Below are 14,895 nucleotides of genomic sequence, written 5' to 3'. Positions count from 1 at the left end.
AATGACGCAAATGATCTCCCCACCAGCGCAAAGCCGTTCTAGGCTCTTCGGTACCGCCGAGTCGCGCAGTGCGGGGACGGGCACCGCACACGCACCGGAGCGCCAGCGGTACTTGAGCGCCGCCCCCGACCGAGGGCGCCGCCGGGCAAGGAGGGCCGCATGACCGTACGGCGAGTAATGGGCATCGAGACGGAGTACGGGATCTCCGTCCCCGGCCACCCCAACGCCAATGCCATGCTCACCTCGTCCCAGATCGTCAACGCCTACGCGGCGGCGATGCACCGGGCCCGCCGGGCCCGCTGGGACTTCGAGGAGGAGAACCCGCTACGGGACGCGCGAGGCTTCGACCTCGCCCGCGAGGCCGCCGACTCCAGCCAGCTCACCGACGAGGACATCGGCCTCGCCAACGTCATCCTCACCAACGGCGCCAGGCTCTACGTCGACCACGCACACCCCGAATACAGCGCCCCCGAAGTCACCAACCCCCGCGACGCCGTCCTCTGGGACAAGGCCGGCGAACGCATCATGGCCGAGGCCGCCGAACGCGCCGCCGCACTCCCCGGCGCCCAGCCCATCCACCTCTACAAGAACAACACCGACAACAAGGGCGCCAGCTACGGCACGCACGAGAACTACCTGATGAAGCGGGAAACCCCCTTCTCGGACATCGTGCGCCACCTCACCCCCTTCTTCGTCTCCCGCCAGGTCGTCACCGGCGCCGGCCGCGTCGGCATCGGCCAGGACGGCCACGAACACGGCTTCCAGATCAGCCAGCGCGCGGACTACTTCGAGGTCGAGGTAGGCCTGGAGACGACCCTGAAGCGCCCGATCATCAACACGCGGGACGAGCCGCACGCGGACGCGGAGAAATACCGCCGCCTGCACGTGATCATCGGCGACGCGAACCTCTCCGAGATCTCGACCTACCTGAAGCTCGGCACGACAGCCCTCGTCCTCTCGATGATCGAGGACGGCTTCATCGCCGTCGACCTCGCCGTCGACCAGCCCGTCCGCACCCTCCACCAGGTCTCCCACGACCCCACCCTGCAACGCCTGGTCACGCTCCGCAGCGGCCGCACACTCACCGCGGTCCAACTTCAGATGGAGTACTTCGAGCTCTCCCGCAAGTACGTCGAGGAACGCTTCGGCGCCGACGCCGACGAACAGACCAAGGACGTCCTCGCCCGCTGGGAAGACACCCTCAACCGGCTCGAGAACGACCCCATGAGCCTCGCAGGCGAACTCGACTGGGTCGCCAAGCGCGAGCTCATGGAGGGCTACCGCCGCCGCGACGGCCTCGACTGGGACGCCGCGAAACTCCACCTCCTCGACCTCCAGTACGCCGACGTACGCGCCGAGAAGGGCCTCTACAACCGCCTCGCGGCCCGCGGCCGCATGAAGCGACTCCTGGACGAGGCGGACGTCGAGCGCGCCCGTACCAAGCCCCCGGAGGACACCCGCGCCTACTTCCGCGGCCGCTGCCTGGAGCAGTACGCCGACGACGTCGCCGCGGCCTCCTGGGACTCCGTCATCTTCGACCTCCCGGGCCGCGACTCCCTCCAGCGGGTCCCAACCCTGGAACCACTACGCGGAACGCGAAATCACGTCAAGGAGCTCCTGGACCGCTGTCGCACGGCGGAAGACCTGGTCAGGGTCCTCTCGGGCGGCTGAGCGGTTACACGGGCAGTGTCGGCCGGACAGGGTGGAAATCCCTCCGTCCGGGAATCATCGAGGTGGCCCCCGCACGTTGAGGAAACTGCGGGGCCGATGTCAGACCCGGCTTGTAGGGTCTGATCATCACCGATCGGCGGATAAGCCGACCTGGCGACCATGTCGGGCGAAACGAGCGGGGTGAGGGTTATGGCAACCAAGGACACCGGCGGCGGCCAGCAGAAGGCGACGCGCTCCACGGAAGAGGTCGAGGAGCAGACTGCGGAGGCGCAGGGCTCGGAAGACCTCAAGGAGCGCCACGAGAAGCTGAGCGATGACGTGGACTCGGTTCTGGACGAGATCGACGATGTCCTCGAGGAGAACGCAGAGGATTTCGTTCGAAGCTTCGTTCAGAAGGGTGGCGAGTAGCCTTCGAATCGAAGGTTGCGGGGGTCCCTGGAATTGGAAAGTGGAGAGCGAGTGAAGCGCTGCTCGCGGTGCAAGGAAAACAAGCCGCGAGCAGCCTTCGCCCGTAACAAGTCGGCCCGTGACGGATTGCAGGCCTACTGCAAGGAGTGCTGGTCCGCCTATCACCAGGCTCGACAACTGGCCAAGGGGAAGAACGTCCGGCCGAGGGTGGAGACGCCTGAAGGGCACAAGTTTTGTCGTAGCTGTGGGGAGATCAAGCCCCACAGCGAATGGCATCGCAACGCGACGGCCTCGGACGGACTCGCCACCTGCTGTAAGGCGTGCAAAGCCGTAAGAGGCAGGCAGGGGCATCTCAAGCGCCAGTACGGCATCACCGAGGCTGAACGTGACCAGTTGATCGCCTCTCAAGGGGGCGTCTGCTGCATATGTTTGGCGGCTGTGCCTGAGCATGTGGATCACTGCCACAAGACGGGTAGGGTCCGAGGCGTACTGTGCTTCAGCTGCAACGCCGCACTGGGGCAGTTCAAAGATCGGCCCGATGCCATAAGGCGGGCTGCCGCATACGTGGAAGGAATCGCGTGGAAGCCAACACTCGTAGCACCGGGCGTCTACCAGCTGCCTTCCTGACGCCAGGGTCCTCGTCGTTCATGGACTTTCTCTCCGAGCACCAGCCCGAGCTGCTGCCCGGCAAGCGTCAACTCCCGCCCGTGCAGGGTGTGATCGAGGCGCCGCACGGGACGACCATCGTGGCCGTGACGTTCCCGGGGGGCGTCGTGCTCGCCGGTGACCGTCGGGCGACCATGGGCAACGTCATCGCGCAGCGGGACATCGAGAAGGTGTTCCCGGCGGACGAGTACTCGGCGGTGGGTATCGCCGGCACCGCCGGCCTCGCTGTCGAGATGGTGAAGCTCTTCCAGCTGGAGCTGGAGCACTTCGAGAAGGTGGAAGGCGCTCAGCTGTCGCTGGAGGGTAAGGCCAACCGGTTGTCGACCATGATCCGGTCGAACCTCGGCATGGCGATGCAGGGGCTGGCTGTCGTGCCGCTGTTCGCGGGGTACGACGTCGACCGGGAGAAGGGGCGGATCTTCTCCTACGACGTCACGGGTGGTCGTTCCGAGGAGCAGAACTACGCTGCTACCGGTTCCGGTTCGATCTTCGCGCGCGGTGCGATGAAGAAGCTGTTCCGTGACGATCTGAGCGAGGAGCAGGCGACCACGCTGGTGGTGCAGGCTCTGTACGACGCGGCTGACGACGACTCGGCGACCGGTGGTCCCGATGTCGCCCGCCGGATCTATCCGATCGTCACCGTGATCACCGAGGACGGTTTCCGTCGGCTGACGGACGAGGAGTCGTCCGACATCGCCCGTTCGATTCTGGAGCGGCGTCTGGAGCAGCCGGACGGTCCGCGGGCCGCGCTGCTGTAGGCGGTCGGCGCTCCGGTTCTTGTTCAGGTGATCGCAGTGACTTCTACAGAAAGGGACGGATAACCGGTGTCGACGCCGTTCTATGTCTCCCCCCAGCAGGCGATGGCCGACCGGGCGGAGTACGCCCGTAAGGGCATTGCGCGTGGCCGCAGCTTGGTTGTGCTGCAGTATGCCGACGGCATTGTGTTCGTCGGTGAGAACCCGTCCCGTGCGCTGCACAAGTTCAGTGAGATCTATGACCGGATCGGTTTCGCGGCCGCCGGTAAGTACAACGAGTACGAGAACCTGCGGATCGGTGGCGTGCGCTATGCCGATCTTCGTGGGTACACGTATGACCGTGATGACGTGACCGCGCGTGGTCTCGCCAATGTCTACGCCCAGACGCTGGGCACGATCTTCTCCTCCGCGGCCGAGAAGCCGTACGAGGTGGAGCTGGTCGTGGCGGAGGTCGGTGACACGCCCGAGGGTGATCAGATCTATCGGCTGCCGCATGACGGTTCGATCGTGGACGAGCACGGTTCGGTCGCGGTCGGCGGTAATGCCGAGCAGATCAGCAGCTATCTCGATCAGCGTCACCAGGACGGGATGAGTCTCGCCGAGGCGCTGAAGCTGGCGGTGCAGGCGTTGTCGCGGGACACGAACGGTACGCAGCGGGAGATTCCGGCCGAGCGGCTGGAGGTCGCGGTGCTGGACCGTACGCGTCCGCAGCAGCGGAAGTTCAAGCGGATCGTGGGTCGTCAGCTGTCGCGGCTGCTGGAGACCGATGGTGCGGAGACCGAGGCGGAGAGCTCCGAGGAGGAGTAGTCCTCTCCAGTCGCGCCCAGCGCTCACCCCTTCTGTGCCCCGGCCCGGGTCTCCCGGCCGGGGCACAGGGCGTTCAGGGGGTGCTGGGCGGGGCTGTGGAGGCGCGGACGACCAGTTCGACCGGGATGTCCCCGGCGTCGGGTGTGCGGCCGTCCAGGACGTCCAGGAGGGCTTGCATGCCGCGTTCGCCGAAGAGTTCGGCGTCGAGTCGTACGGTCGTGAGTTCGGGGTCGAGGGCGGCGGCGAGTGCGATGTCGTCGACGCCGGTGACGGAGACGTCGTCGGGGATGCGCAGGCCGCGGCGGCGGAGGGCTTTGTAGACACCGGCGGCGAGTTTGTCGTCGTCGCAGACGACGGCGGTGGGGTGATCCCGGTCGGCGGCCGACAAAGCTGCCTCTGTTGCCGCCAGGGCGCCTTCGATGGACATCGGGGTGTGGGCGGTGCGCAGGGAGGTTCCGGGTACCGCTGCCAGTCGTGCGGCGAGGGCACGCGCGCGTACCTCGAAGGTCCAGGAGGGGATGTCGGCGGCGAGGTGCAGGAAGTGGCGGTGGCCGAGGCCGAGGAGGTGGTCGGCGATCTGGTGGGTGCCGTCGGTGATGTCGAGGTTGACGGTGGCGGCGCCGAGGCTGCCTTCGGGGTCGCTGTCGAGCATGACGAGGGGGAGTTGGTCGCCGCGGATGGCGGTGAGGGCGTCGGCGGCCATGGAGGAGGCGATGACGCCGTCGAGGGCTGCTTGGGCGGAGGCGAAGGGGTCTCGGGCGGGGCCGACGCCTTCGGGGGAGGGGTAGAGGACGACGCCGAAGCCGCGTTCGGCGGCGACGCGGGCGGCGCCGGTGTAGACGCCGGCGAAGAACTCGGTGGTGAGGGCGGGGACGACCAGGAGGACGGTGCGGGTGCGGCCGAGGCGGAGGTTGCGGGCGGCGAGGTTGGGGCGGTAGCCCAGTTCGCGTGCGGCTTCCCGTACGCGTTCCGCGGTGGTCTCCGAGACGCGGCCGCGCCATTTGTCGCCGAGTACGAGGGAGACGGCGGCCTGGGAGACGCCGGCGGCCTGGGCGACGTCGCGGCTGGTGGGGCGGGTGCTGCCTCGTGCCACCGTGTGCCTGCTCTTTCGTCTGGACTCGTGAACAGCGCACATGGTACGTATGACGAGCGACGTTATACGTAACACTTGAGCGCTGTCGGCGAGGGAGAGGGCGGATCATGGCCGCGGGATACCTGGAGATCCTCAGGGCTAGGCATGCGACGCGGCTGCTCGTCGGCACGCTCGTGGGGCGGCTGCCCAACGCCATCGCGGCGATCGCGATCGTGCTGTTCATCCGCTCGGAGGGCGGTACGTACAGCCTCGCGGGTGCGCTGGCCGCGGTGTACGGCGTCGCCAATGCCGTGGGTCAGCCGGTGCTGGGGCGGCTGGTGGACCTGTACGGGCAGCCGCGGGTGCAGTTGCCGGCCGCGGTCCTCTCGGCGCTGGCGATGACCGCCTTCGCCTTCGCCGGCACCGATCCGCTCGTGCTGTCCTACGCCGCCGTGGCCGCCGCCGGTCTGTTCACGCCGCCCCTGGAGGGTGGTCTGCGGGCGCTGTGGTCGTCGGTCCTCCACCGGGAGGACCAGGTGCACACCGCGTACGCCATGGATGCGGTGGCGCAGGAAGTCATGTTCACCGTGGGACCGTTGCTGCTGACGGTGTGCGCGTCGGTGTGGTCGGCGCAGGCGGCGTTGCTGGTGCTGAACGTCCTCGGGGTGCTGGGCGCGCTCTCCGTGGTGGTGTCGCAGCCCTCGCGCGCGTGGAAGTCGGCGCCGCGGGAGGCGCACTGGCTGGGTGCGTTGCGCTCGCCGGGGCTGCTGGCGTTGCTGGCGGCCTTCCTGTTCGTCGGCAGTGCTCTGGGGTCGATCGCGGTCACTTCGGTGTCGTACGCGGACGATCATGGCGGGGATGCGGTGTACGGCTGGATGATGGCGGGGCTGGGGCTAGGTGCTCTCATCGGCGGCACTGTGTACGGGGCTCGGCAGTGGACGGGTGAGCCGGCGCGTCGACTGCGGGTGCTGGTCGCTCTTCTGGCGGCGTGTCAGGTGCCGTTGTTGCTGCGGCCCGGTCCGGTGCCGATGGTGCTGCTGACCGTGCTCGCGGGGCTGTTCCTGGCGCCCGCCATCGCGTGTGCGTTCGTGCTCGTGGACCGGCACGCGCCGCGGGGCACGGTCACGGAGGCTTTCTCGTGGCTTGTGACGACGTTCACGGTGGGTTCGTCGGTCGGAACGGGCCTTGCGGGGCCGGTCGTGGAGCACGGTGGGGCGCTGTGGGGGTTCGCCGTGCCGGCGGTCACGGGGGGTGTGTCGTTGCTGGTTCTGCTGGCCACCGGGCGGGTCCTCGCAGCTCCCGGCAGGGGGGCGGTGGTTGCGGCTTCATCGGAAAATGATCCAAACCGTGCTGCCGAACCCCGTTTCAGCGCAGGGGATCGGGCGTAATGTTCACTCATGGACCGCCGCATTTTCGGGCTGGAGAACGAGTACGGCGTCACATGTACGTTCAGGGGACAGCGCCGCCTGTCTCCCGACGAGGTGGCGCGGTACCTCTTCCGCCGTGTCGTGTCATGGGGCCGCAGCAGCAACGTCTTTCTGCGAAACGGCGCCCGCCTCTATCTCGATGTCGGGTCACATCCGGAATACGCGACTCCCGAATGTGACAACGTGACGGAACTGGTCACGCACGACAAAGCAGGCGAGCGCATTCTCGAAGGACTCCTGGTGGACGCCGAACGACGCCTGCACGAGGAAGGAATCGCGGGCGACGTCTACCTCTTCAAGAACAACACCGACTCGGCCGGCAACTCCTACGGCTGTCACGAGAACTATCTCGTCGCACGTCACGGGGAGTTCTCCCGGCTCGCGGACATCCTCATTCCGTTCCTCGTCACGCGGCAGCTGTTGTGTGGTGCCGGCAAGGTGCTGCAGACGCCGCGGGGCGCGGTCTACTGCGTGAGTCAGCGGGCGGAGCACATCTGGGAGGGCGTCTCCTCGGCGACGACCCGCTCGCGCCCGATCATCAACACGCGTGACGAACCGCACGCGGACGCCGAGCGTTACCGCCGTCTCCACGTCATCGTGGGTGACTCGAACATGTCCGAGACGACCATGCTGCTGAAGGTCGGGGCGACCGACCTGGTGCTGCGCATGATCGAGGCGGGCACCGTGATGCGTGATCTGACGCTGGAGAACCCGATCCGGGCGATCCGTGAGGTCAGTCATGACATCACGGGCCGGCGCAAGGTGCGTCTGGCCAGTGGCCGGGAGGCCTCCGCGCTGGAGGTGCAGCGCGAGTACTACGAGAAGGCCGTGGACTTCTGTGAGCGCCGCGGTATTCGTACGGGCACCGTCGAGCAGGTCCTGGAGCTGTGGGGCCGGACGCTGGACGCGATCGAGGCGGAGGATCTCGACCGGATCGGTACCGAGATCGACTGGGTGATGAAGTACAAGCTCATCGAGCGGTACCGGGCCAAGCACAACATGACCATGTCGCATCCGCGGGTCGCGCAGATAGACCTCGCGTATCACGACATCCACCGTCGTCGCGGGCTGTACTACCTTCTGGAGCGGAAGGGCCAAGCAGCCCGTATCTGCAACGACTTGAAGATCTTCGAGGGCAAGTCCGTGCCCCCGCAGACCACTCGGGCGCGTCTTCGCGGTGACTTCATCCGGCGGGCGCAGGAGCAGCGCCGGGACTTCACGGTCGACTGGGTCCACCTCAAGCTGAACGACCAGGCGCAGCGCACGGTGTTGTGCAAGGACCCGTTCCGTTCGGTGGACGACCGGGTGGAGAAGCTGATCGCCGGTATGTGAGTCGGGTGTTCCGGTCGGATTGCCGGAACGCAACACGGGCGCCGTACGTTTTCCGTACGGCGCCCTTCTCACGCCGTAGAGTTGCGCGCACGCCATCAACAAGATCGATCGATTACGAGGCCCTCACCGTGCGCCGACGCTCACTTCTCATTGCCGTACCCGCTGGAATGGCCACGCTCGCCGCGTGTGGTGACGAGGATTCCGACTCGAGCAAGGCGAGCGAGAGCGCGTCTCCCTCGGCGTCGGAGACGTCCGCCGCGCCGGCGCCGAAGATCGTCGACGGTCCGCTGCCGGCGATCACGGCGGGGACGAAGTTCGGCGAGAAGCCGACGGTCGCCAAGGGCAGTGGTGACCCGTCCGACCAGGTCGCGGTGAAGACGGTGATCGCGGGTGGCGGTCAGTCGGTCGCGGAGAACGACTTCATCCAGGCGAACTACCTGGGTCAGATCTGGGACACGGCGAAGGTCTTCGACAACTCCTACGACCGCAAGACTCCGCTGGTGATCCAGCTCGCCCAGGGCGCGATCATCGACAGCTGGCGCTATGCGCTGGCGGGCAAGAAGGTCGGCAGCCGGGTGCTGATGTCGACGGCGCCCACGTGGGGGTACGGCAAGGAGGGCAACTCGTCGGCGGGCATCAAGGGCACCGACACGCTGGTCTTCGTGGTCGACATCGAGGGCACGTTCAACGCCAAGAGCTCGGCCAAGGGCAAGGACGTCGCGCAAGACGACTCGGCCCTGCCGAAGGTGAGCACCAACACCGACGGCAAGGCGCCGACCATCGACGTGCCCAAGGCGGACGCGCCGACCAAGCTGGTCGCGGAGTACGTGATCGAGGGCGACGGTGACGAGGTCAAGGCGGAGAACACCGTGCTCGTCCAGTACAAGGGCGTGCTGTGGGACACCGGCAAGGAGTTCGACTCGACGTACAGCCGCAAGGCGCTGACGTCGTTCTCGTTGCAGCAGGTCGTCAAGGGCTGGGCGCAGGGTCTGACCGGCAAGAAGGTCGGCAGCCGCGTCCTGATCGTGATCCCGCCGAAGCTGGGCTACGGCGACAACCCGCCGAGCGGCAGCGGCATCTCGAAGGACTCGACGCTGGTCTTCACCGTGGACATCCTCGCGAAGATGTGAGCCCTGCCAGGGTGTAAGACTGTCCCTGTTGCCTTTCCGTGAACAAGCAGGAGCTAGTGACGTGAGCATCGACAAGCCCGAGATCGACTTCCCGGGCGGCGAGCCCCCGGCGGACCTCGAGATCAAGGACATCTGGGAGGGTGACGGCGAGGTCGCGCAGGCCGGTCAGAACGTGACCGTGCACTACGTGGGTGTCGCCTTCAGCACCGGCGAGGAGTTCGACGCCAGCTGGAACCGCGGTACGCCGTTCAAGTTCCCGCTCGGTGGCGGCCGCGTCATCAAGGGCTGGGACCAGGGCGTGCAGGGCATGAAGGTCGGTGGCCGTCGCCAGCTGACCATCCCGGCGCACCTCGCCTACGGCAACCAGAGCCCGACCCCGGCGATCAAGCCGGGCGAGACGCTGATCTTCGTGGTCGACCTGATCGCCGTCTGATCGTCCCGTCTGACGTGTGATCGTCACACGATCGGTCTCGATCAGCTGGGGCCCATGCCTGTCCGGGCATGGGCCCTCGGCTTTTGCCACGCCACCGCGGGGCGGTACGGTCAACGTCATTACGCACCATAGGGAGGCGAAGGGCGTCGATGGCCATTGCCAAGGCCGAGCGGCTGATGAACCTGGCGCTGTGTCTGCTGGGGACGCGCAGGCCGCTCAGCAAGCGTGAGCTCCGCGAGTCCATCGAGGCCTACCTCGAAGCCAACAGCGACGACTCCTTCAACCGGATGTTCGAGCGCGACAAGGACGATCTGCGCGAACTCGGGCTCGTCATCGAGACCGTGGAGAACCTCGACGGCGAGGTCGGCTATCTCGCCCGCCGGGACAGCAACCGGCTGCCGCCCATCACGCTCGACGCCGAGGAGGCCGCGGCCCTGGGCCTGGCCGCCAAGGTGTGGCAGCAGGCCCGCCTCGCGGGCGCGGCCAGCGGCGCCCTGCAGAAGCTGCGTGCGGCCGGGCTGCCGGAGGACGTCGACCCGTACGAGGCGCACGGCGCCCTGGAGCCCCGTATCCCCGTGCACGAGGCGGCGTTCGAGCCGCTGATGCTGGCCTGCCGGGACCGTCGCCCGGTCGTCTTCGACTACCGCAAGGCCACCGCCGCCCACCCCGAGACCCGGCATGTGGAGCCGTGGGCCCTGGAGTGCTGGCGCGGCCACTGGTATCTGGCGGGCTGGGACCGCGACCGGGGTGCCGAGCGGGTCTTCCGGCTGTCGCGGATCACGGGCAAGGTGCGCTCGCGCGGCAGCAGCTTCACCGCGCCGGTGCCCGATGTCGTCACCGTCCGTGAGACCGTCGCGAGCTGGGCCGGGGAGACCGCTGACCGCAGCGCGCTGATCAGGCTGCGCACGGACGCCGGTTACCCCTTGCGGGCGAAGGCCACCGCGGTGCGGGAACTAGGGGACGGCTGGGACGAGTTGGAGATCCCGTACGGCCACGGGCTGGACGCCTGGCTGGTGGAGTTCGGTCCTGACGTGGTCGTCCTGGAGCCCGCCGAGCTGCGGGCCGATGTGGTGGACCGGCTGCGTGCCGTGGCCAAGGGCTGAGGGGGAGCGGGGAACAACTGTGGCAGGCAAACCGGTCAGGCCCGTCAACGCCATCGACCAGACCCGGCGGATGCTGTCCTTGGTGACGTATCTGAAGGAGCGGCCCGGCGCCCGCGTCGAGGACGTCGCCCGGGCTTTCGGCATCACCGAGGACGAGCTGGTCTCGGACCTCGACGTGCTGCCGATGTGCGGCACCAGCTTCCGCGGCGGTGACCTCCTCGACATCGACACCGACGGTGAGCGCATCTGGTGGCACAACCCGGCCGCCCTCGGTGAGGAGACCGCCGAGCCGCTGCGGCTCGCCGCCGACGAGGCCACCGCGCTGCTCGTCGCCGCCCGTGCGGTGTCCACGCTGCCCGGGCTGCGCGAGGGCGACCGGCAGGCGCTGCTGCGGGCGACCGCCAAGGTGGAGGCCGCCGCCGGTGAGCAGGCGGGCGCGAGTTCCCGGCTGTCGGTGACCTTCGAGTCGGAGGGCGGTGTCTTCGCCGACGTCGACCGGGCGATCTCCGAGCGGCGCCGGCTGTGGATCCGCTACTACTCGCCCGCCCGTGACGAGCTCAGCGAGCGCGAGATCGACCCGATCCGCCTGGTCAGCGTCGGGCACACCTATGTCGAGGCCTGGTGCCGCCGCTCCGAGGCGCGCCGCACCTTCCGGCTCGACCGGGTCGCCGAGATCAAGATCCTGGACGAGCCGTCGGTGCCGCCCGAGATCGAGCTGCGGGACCTGTCCGAGGCACTGGTGCAGCCGGCCGCCGAGGACCCGGAGGTCGTCGTCGAAGTGGGCCCGGGCGGGCGCTGGGTCGCCGAGTACTACCCGCACGACAGTGCGGATGAGCTTCCGGACGGCGGGCTGCGTATTACCCTGCGCACCCCCGACCCGGCCTCCCTGCGCCGGCTGGCGCTGCGGCTCGGCCGGGACGGCCGCATCGTCTCGCCGAGCGGGCTGGCCGACAGCGCCCGGCAGGCGGCTCGCGAGGCGCTGGCGGCGTACGACGGGGTCGAGGTGCGGGACGACGAGCGGTACGACAGGCAGGAGCAGGGGCTTTGAGCGAGTCGGCTACCTCCGGTGCGGTCACCTCGGGTGCGGCGACTTCTGGTGGGGGTGTCTCCGGTGCCGCCGCTTCGGGTGCGGCGGGGATGTCCGTGGCGGCCGCCTTCGCGGGGATGAGAAGTGTCTCCCCGATGGTGTTCCGGGCCGGCTGCCCGGACTGCCGGGGCCGCTTCGAGCTCGCCGCGAGCGCCCTGCGGCTGGCCATCGGCGCCACCAGCAAGACCACGTTCTACTCGTTCACCTGCCCGGACTGCGGGGTCTCCGTGCGCAAGCCGGCCGGGGAGCGGATCGTGGAGCTGCTCACCGGCGGTGGGGTCAGGACACTGCGCCTGCACTCGACCCTCTAGGGTCTGCCTATGTTCTGGTCGATGTTCGCCGTCGCTGTGGGCTTCCTGGGGATCGCCGTTCTCGGCGTGCTCGCCGTGCGCGTGTTCCTGGAGGCGCAGCGGCTGGGACGGCAGGTCTCGGACTCCGCGCAGCGCATCAGCAGGGCCGCGGCGGATCTGGAGCGGGCCGCCGAGAGCACCGTGCGCTCTGTGGACGCGCTGTGAGTCCTGCTGTGCTCTGCATGTGAGTCCTGCGCCGCAAGCGGTTTGGGTCACTTCGCCCTGTCACCTTGATGGCATGGGCAGGTACGCTGCTGGTCGCGGACCGGAGAACGAGGCCCGGATCGCGGACCGGGAGTACGCACGGGGATTGCCTCACGTTTACCCCTGAGCGTTACGATCGCTGACAACACGATCGTTCGGACACGTGTCCGACCGGTCGGACAGCACCCCACCCCAGCCGCCTCGGTGAGAAGGTAAAGACTTATGTTCGGAAGGCTCGGCGCCCCCGAGATCATTCTCATCCTCGTCGTCATCATCCTGCTGTTCGGCGCGAAGAAGCTTCCCGACATGGCGCGCTCGCTCGGCAAGTCCGCCCGCATCCTCAAGAGCGAGGCGAAGGCGATGAAGGACGAGGGCAAGACCCCCGCCCCGGCCGACCCGCCGCAGCAGGCGGACGACCAGGCCCCGGCGCAGCGCATCATCCAGGCCGCTCCCGGCGACGTGACCAGCTCCCGCCCGGTCACCGAGCCGACGGACACGACCAAGCGCTGACGCAGGGCCGGTGACCTCCGGCCCGCCGCACGAGATGGGAACGTGGGTTGCTGAAGTCTGCCCGCAAAGAGGAGAAGGATCCCGAGGGGCGGATGCCCCTTGCGGATCACCTTCGTGAGCTTCGCAACCGGCTCGCGAAGGCGCTGCTGGCCATCGTCATCGTCACGATCGTCGCCGCCTTCTTCTACAACGACATCATCAACTTCCTGACGAAGCCGATCCTGGACTCCATCGGTTGCGACTCGAGCTTCGCGGAACTGGCCAAGTCGTCCGACGCCAGTGAGAAGTGCGCCCGGATCACGATCAACGGTCTGCTCGCGCCCTTCACGCTCGCCCTGCAGGTCTCGCTGACCGCGGGCATCGTGCTGGCCTCGCCGATCTGGCTGTACCAGCTCTGGGCGTTCGTCGCCCCGGGCCTGCACCGGCACGAGAAGAAGTACGCGTACGCGTTCGTCTTCACCGGTGCCCCGCTGTTCATCGGCGGTGCCTACTTCGCGTACTCGGTGCTCCCCACCACCGCGAAGGTGCTGATCGACTTCACGCCCAACGGCAGCATCGACAACCTGCTGCCGCTCGACGACCTGCTCCAGCTCGTCACGCGCATGGTCATCGTCTTCGGCCTCTCCTTCGAGCTGCCGCTCCTGCTGGTGATGCTCAATCTCACCGGCATGATCACCGGCAAGCGGATGCTCGGCTGGTGGCGCGGGATGATCATGGGCATCACCGTGTTCGCCGCGGTCGCGACGCCGAGCACGGACCCGCTGAGCATGCTCGCGCTGGCCGGTCCCATCTGGGTGCTGTACTTCCTCGCGACGCTGTTCTCCCTGGTCAACGACAGGCGCCGGCGCCGCCGTGAGGCGGAGGGCCCCGCCGACGACGAGGCCTCCGACCTGGACCTCACCCCCGAGGACATCGGCGAGGTCGAGACGGTCTCCGCCAGCCGGGCGCTGCCCGAGCAGTCGACCACGGACCGGGTCAACGGTTATGACGACGTGACCTGAAGATCGGGTGGCCGCTCGTAGGGTCGGTGACGTGACCAGCGAGATCACCCTCTTCGTCAACCCCACCGCGGGTCGCGGCCGGGGCGCCCACGCGGCGCAGCCGGCCGCTTCCGCGTTGCGGGCGGCCGGTTTCTCCGTGCGTACGGTCCTCGGGGAGAACGCCGGGGACGCCCTCACCCGCGCGCGTGCCGCCGTCGCGGACGGCACCGGCGCGCTGATCGCCGTCGGCGGCGACGGCATGGCGCACCTCGCGCTCCAGGCCGTCGCCGGCACCCGCACCCCGCTCGGCCTGGTCGCCGTGGGCACCGGCAACGACCTCGCCCGCGCCCTGGGCCTGCCGGTGCGGGACCCGGCCGCCGCGGGACGCCGGATCGCCGACGCCCTCAAGGGCGGCGAGCTGCATGACGTCGACCTCGGGCAGGTGGGCGACCGCTGGTTCGGCACCGTCCTGGCCTCCGGGTTCGACTCCCGCGTCAACGACCGCGGCAACAGGATGAGATGGCCCACGGGCCGCTTCCGGTACGACCTGGCGATGATCGCCGAGCTGGCGGCGTTCAGACCCTTCCCGTACCGGATCAGGCTCGACGACGGCGAGGTCCAGGAGATCGAGGCGACCCTGGTGGCGGTCGGCAACGGATCGTCGTACGGCGGCGGCATGCGGATCTGCCCCGGCGCGGATCTCACCGACGGGCTGTTCGACATCACCGTGGTCGGCGACTGCGGCCGGGCCACGCTGCTCAGGGTGTTCCCGAGCGTCTACCGGGGCACCCACGTCGACCACCCCAAGGTCACCGTGCACCGGGCGGCGAAGGTCGAGATCAGCGCGGCGGGGATCACCGGGTACGCGGACGGGGAGCCGCTCGGGCCGTTGCCGCTGACCGCGCGCTGTGTGCCCGGCGCGGTGCGGGTCGCGGGGCTCTGAAGTGCACGGACCCGGGG

Annotated in this window: 17 protein-coding genes; 16 read left to right on the top strand and 1 reads right to left on the bottom strand. The window is 68.5% G+C overall.

Annotated features, from left to right (window positions below; all coding sequences use genetic code 11):
- The first annotated feature begins 159 nt into the window (after positions 1–159).
- The 5 genes from dop (at position 160) to prcA (ending at position 4,307) form a co-directional block, all read left to right on the top strand.
- Complete coding sequence (dop, locus tag IQ210_RS31015) at positions 160–1,671, top strand: depupylase/deamidase Dop (RefSeq protein ID WP_390897574.1); 1,512 nt, start codon at positions 160–162, stop codon at positions 1,669–1,671.
- A gap of 189 nt (positions 1,672–1,860) precedes the next feature.
- Positions 1,861–2,079, top strand: a complete 219-nt coding sequence (locus IQ210_RS31010; protein ID WP_189711133.1) for a ubiquitin-like protein Pup — start codon at positions 1,861–1,863, stop codon at positions 2,077–2,079.
- A 33-nt stretch (positions 2,080–2,112) separates the two neighbouring features.
- Positions 2,113–2,706, top strand: a complete 594-nt coding sequence (locus IQ210_RS31005) for an endonuclease VII domain-containing protein (RefSeq protein WP_194082468.1) — start codon at positions 2,113–2,115, stop codon at positions 2,704–2,706.
- The gene (prcB, locus tag IQ210_RS31000; RefSeq protein ID WP_194082467.1) at positions 2,658–3,503 is read left to right on the top strand and encodes a proteasome subunit beta; all 846 of its coding nucleotides are present in this window, start codon (positions 2,658–2,660) and stop codon (positions 3,501–3,503) included. Before IQ210_RS31005 ends, prcB begins: the two co-directional genes overlap by 49 nt.
- A gap of 66 nt (positions 3,504–3,569) precedes the next feature.
- Complete coding sequence (gene prcA / locus IQ210_RS30995) at positions 3,570–4,307, top strand: proteasome subunit alpha (RefSeq protein ID WP_194082466.1); 738 nt, start codon at positions 3,570–3,572, stop codon at positions 4,305–4,307.
- A 73-nt stretch (positions 4,308–4,380) separates the two neighbouring features.
- Here the strand turns inward: prcA and IQ210_RS30990 are convergent, their stop codons facing one another.
- Positions 4,381–5,400 carry a LacI family DNA-binding transcriptional regulator gene (locus IQ210_RS30990; protein ID WP_194082464.1) on the bottom strand — a complete coding sequence of 340 codons (1,020 nt, stop codon included), beginning with the start codon at positions 5,398–5,400 and terminating at the stop codon, positions 4,381–4,383.
- Positions 5,401–5,507: 107 nt separating this feature from the next.
- Here IQ210_RS30990 and IQ210_RS30985 point away from each other — a divergent pair, with 107 nt between their 5' ends.
- From IQ210_RS30985 to IQ210_RS30935, 11 genes are all read left to right on the top strand, one after another.
- Positions 5,508–6,767 (top strand): MFS transporter, encoded by a 1,260-nt coding sequence (locus IQ210_RS30985; protein ID WP_194082463.1) that lies wholly within the window; start codon positions 5,508–5,510, stop codon positions 6,765–6,767.
- A 9-nt stretch (positions 6,768–6,776) separates the two neighbouring features.
- Positions 6,777–8,138 carry a Pup--protein ligase gene (pafA, locus tag IQ210_RS30980; protein ID WP_059196529.1) on the top strand — a complete coding sequence of 454 codons (1,362 nt, stop codon included), beginning with the start codon at positions 6,777–6,779 and terminating at the stop codon, positions 8,136–8,138.
- Positions 8,139–8,266: 128 nt separating this feature from the next.
- Complete coding sequence (locus IQ210_RS30975; protein ID WP_194082461.1) at positions 8,267–9,268, top strand: FKBP-type peptidyl-prolyl cis-trans isomerase; 1,002 nt, start codon at positions 8,267–8,269, stop codon at positions 9,266–9,268.
- A gap of 61 nt (positions 9,269–9,329) precedes the next feature.
- Entirely contained in the window at positions 9,330–9,701 is a 372-nt protein-coding gene (locus IQ210_RS30970; protein WP_079311559.1) for an FKBP-type peptidyl-prolyl cis-trans isomerase, read from the top strand.
- A gap of 149 nt (positions 9,702–9,850) precedes the next feature.
- Positions 9,851–10,804: a helix-turn-helix transcriptional regulator gene (locus IQ210_RS30965; protein WP_126270879.1), complete on the top strand. Its 954-nt coding sequence runs from the start codon at positions 9,851–9,853 to the stop codon at positions 10,802–10,804.
- Between the two features lie 19 nt (positions 10,805–10,823).
- Entirely contained in the window at positions 10,824–11,852 is a 1,029-nt protein-coding gene (locus IQ210_RS30960; RefSeq protein ID WP_194082460.1) for a helix-turn-helix transcriptional regulator, read from the top strand.
- A gap of 89 nt (positions 11,853–11,941) precedes the next feature.
- Positions 11,942–12,202 carry a hypothetical protein gene (locus IQ210_RS30955; RefSeq protein WP_194082498.1) on the top strand — a complete coding sequence of 87 codons (261 nt, stop codon included), beginning with the start codon at positions 11,942–11,944 and terminating at the stop codon, positions 12,200–12,202.
- A gap of 9 nt (positions 12,203–12,211) precedes the next feature.
- Entirely contained in the window at positions 12,212–12,406 is a 195-nt protein-coding gene (locus tag IQ210_RS30950) for a hypothetical protein (protein ID WP_109500017.1), read from the top strand.
- Between the two features lie 261 nt (positions 12,407–12,667).
- Entirely contained in the window at positions 12,668–12,955 is a 288-nt protein-coding gene (gene tatA, locus IQ210_RS30945; protein WP_059196522.1) for a Sec-independent protein translocase subunit TatA, read from the top strand.
- Between the two features lie 47 nt (positions 12,956–13,002).
- On the top strand, positions 13,003–13,956 hold the full coding sequence (tatC, locus tag IQ210_RS30940; protein ID WP_194082459.1) for a twin-arginine translocase subunit TatC: 954 nt from the start codon (positions 13,003–13,005) through the stop codon (positions 13,954–13,956).
- 31 nt (positions 13,957–13,987) lie between these two features.
- The gene (locus tag IQ210_RS30935; protein WP_194082458.1) at positions 13,988–14,878 is read left to right on the top strand and encodes a diacylglycerol kinase; all 891 of its coding nucleotides are present in this window, start codon (positions 13,988–13,990) and stop codon (positions 14,876–14,878) included.
- The last annotated feature ends 17 nt before the right edge of the window (positions 14,879–14,895 follow it).

Origin of the sequence: Streptomyces justiciae (assembly GCF_015163075.1) — a bacterium.
GTDB classification, from domain to species: domain Bacteria; phylum Actinomycetota; class Actinomycetes; order Streptomycetales; family Streptomycetaceae; genus Streptomyces; species Streptomyces justiciae.
The sequence above is the reverse complement of the archived record's forward strand: the minus strand, read 5'-3'. Positions and strand labels throughout refer to the sequence as shown.

What these genes read in the sequence shown, in the direction of transcription:
- dop (WP_390897574.1), top strand. Translation starts at nt 160, where the DNA reads ATGACCGTACGGCGAGTAATGGGCATCGAGACGGAGTACGGGATCTCC.
- IQ210_RS31010 (WP_189711133.1), top strand. Translation starts at nt 1,861, where the DNA reads ATGGCAACCAAGGACACCGGCGGCGGCCAGCAGAAGGCGACGCGCTCC.
- IQ210_RS30985 (WP_194082463.1), top strand. Translation starts at nt 5,508, where the DNA reads ATGGCCGCGGGATACCTGGAGATCCTCAGGGCTAGGCATGCGACGCGG.
- pafA (WP_059196529.1), top strand. Translation starts at nt 6,777, where the DNA reads ATGGACCGCCGCATTTTCGGGCTGGAGAACGAGTACGGCGTCACATGT.
- IQ210_RS30965 (WP_126270879.1), top strand. Translation starts at nt 9,851, where the DNA reads ATGGCCATTGCCAAGGCCGAGCGGCTGATGAACCTGGCGCTGTGTCTG.
- IQ210_RS30955 (WP_194082498.1), top strand. Translation starts at nt 11,942, where the DNA reads ATGTCCGTGGCGGCCGCCTTCGCGGGGATGAGAAGTGTCTCCCCGATG.
- IQ210_RS30950 (WP_109500017.1), top strand. Translation starts at nt 12,212, where the DNA reads ATGTTCTGGTCGATGTTCGCCGTCGCTGTGGGCTTCCTGGGGATCGCC.
- tatA (WP_059196522.1), top strand. Translation starts at nt 12,668, where the DNA reads ATGTTCGGAAGGCTCGGCGCCCCCGAGATCATTCTCATCCTCGTCGTC.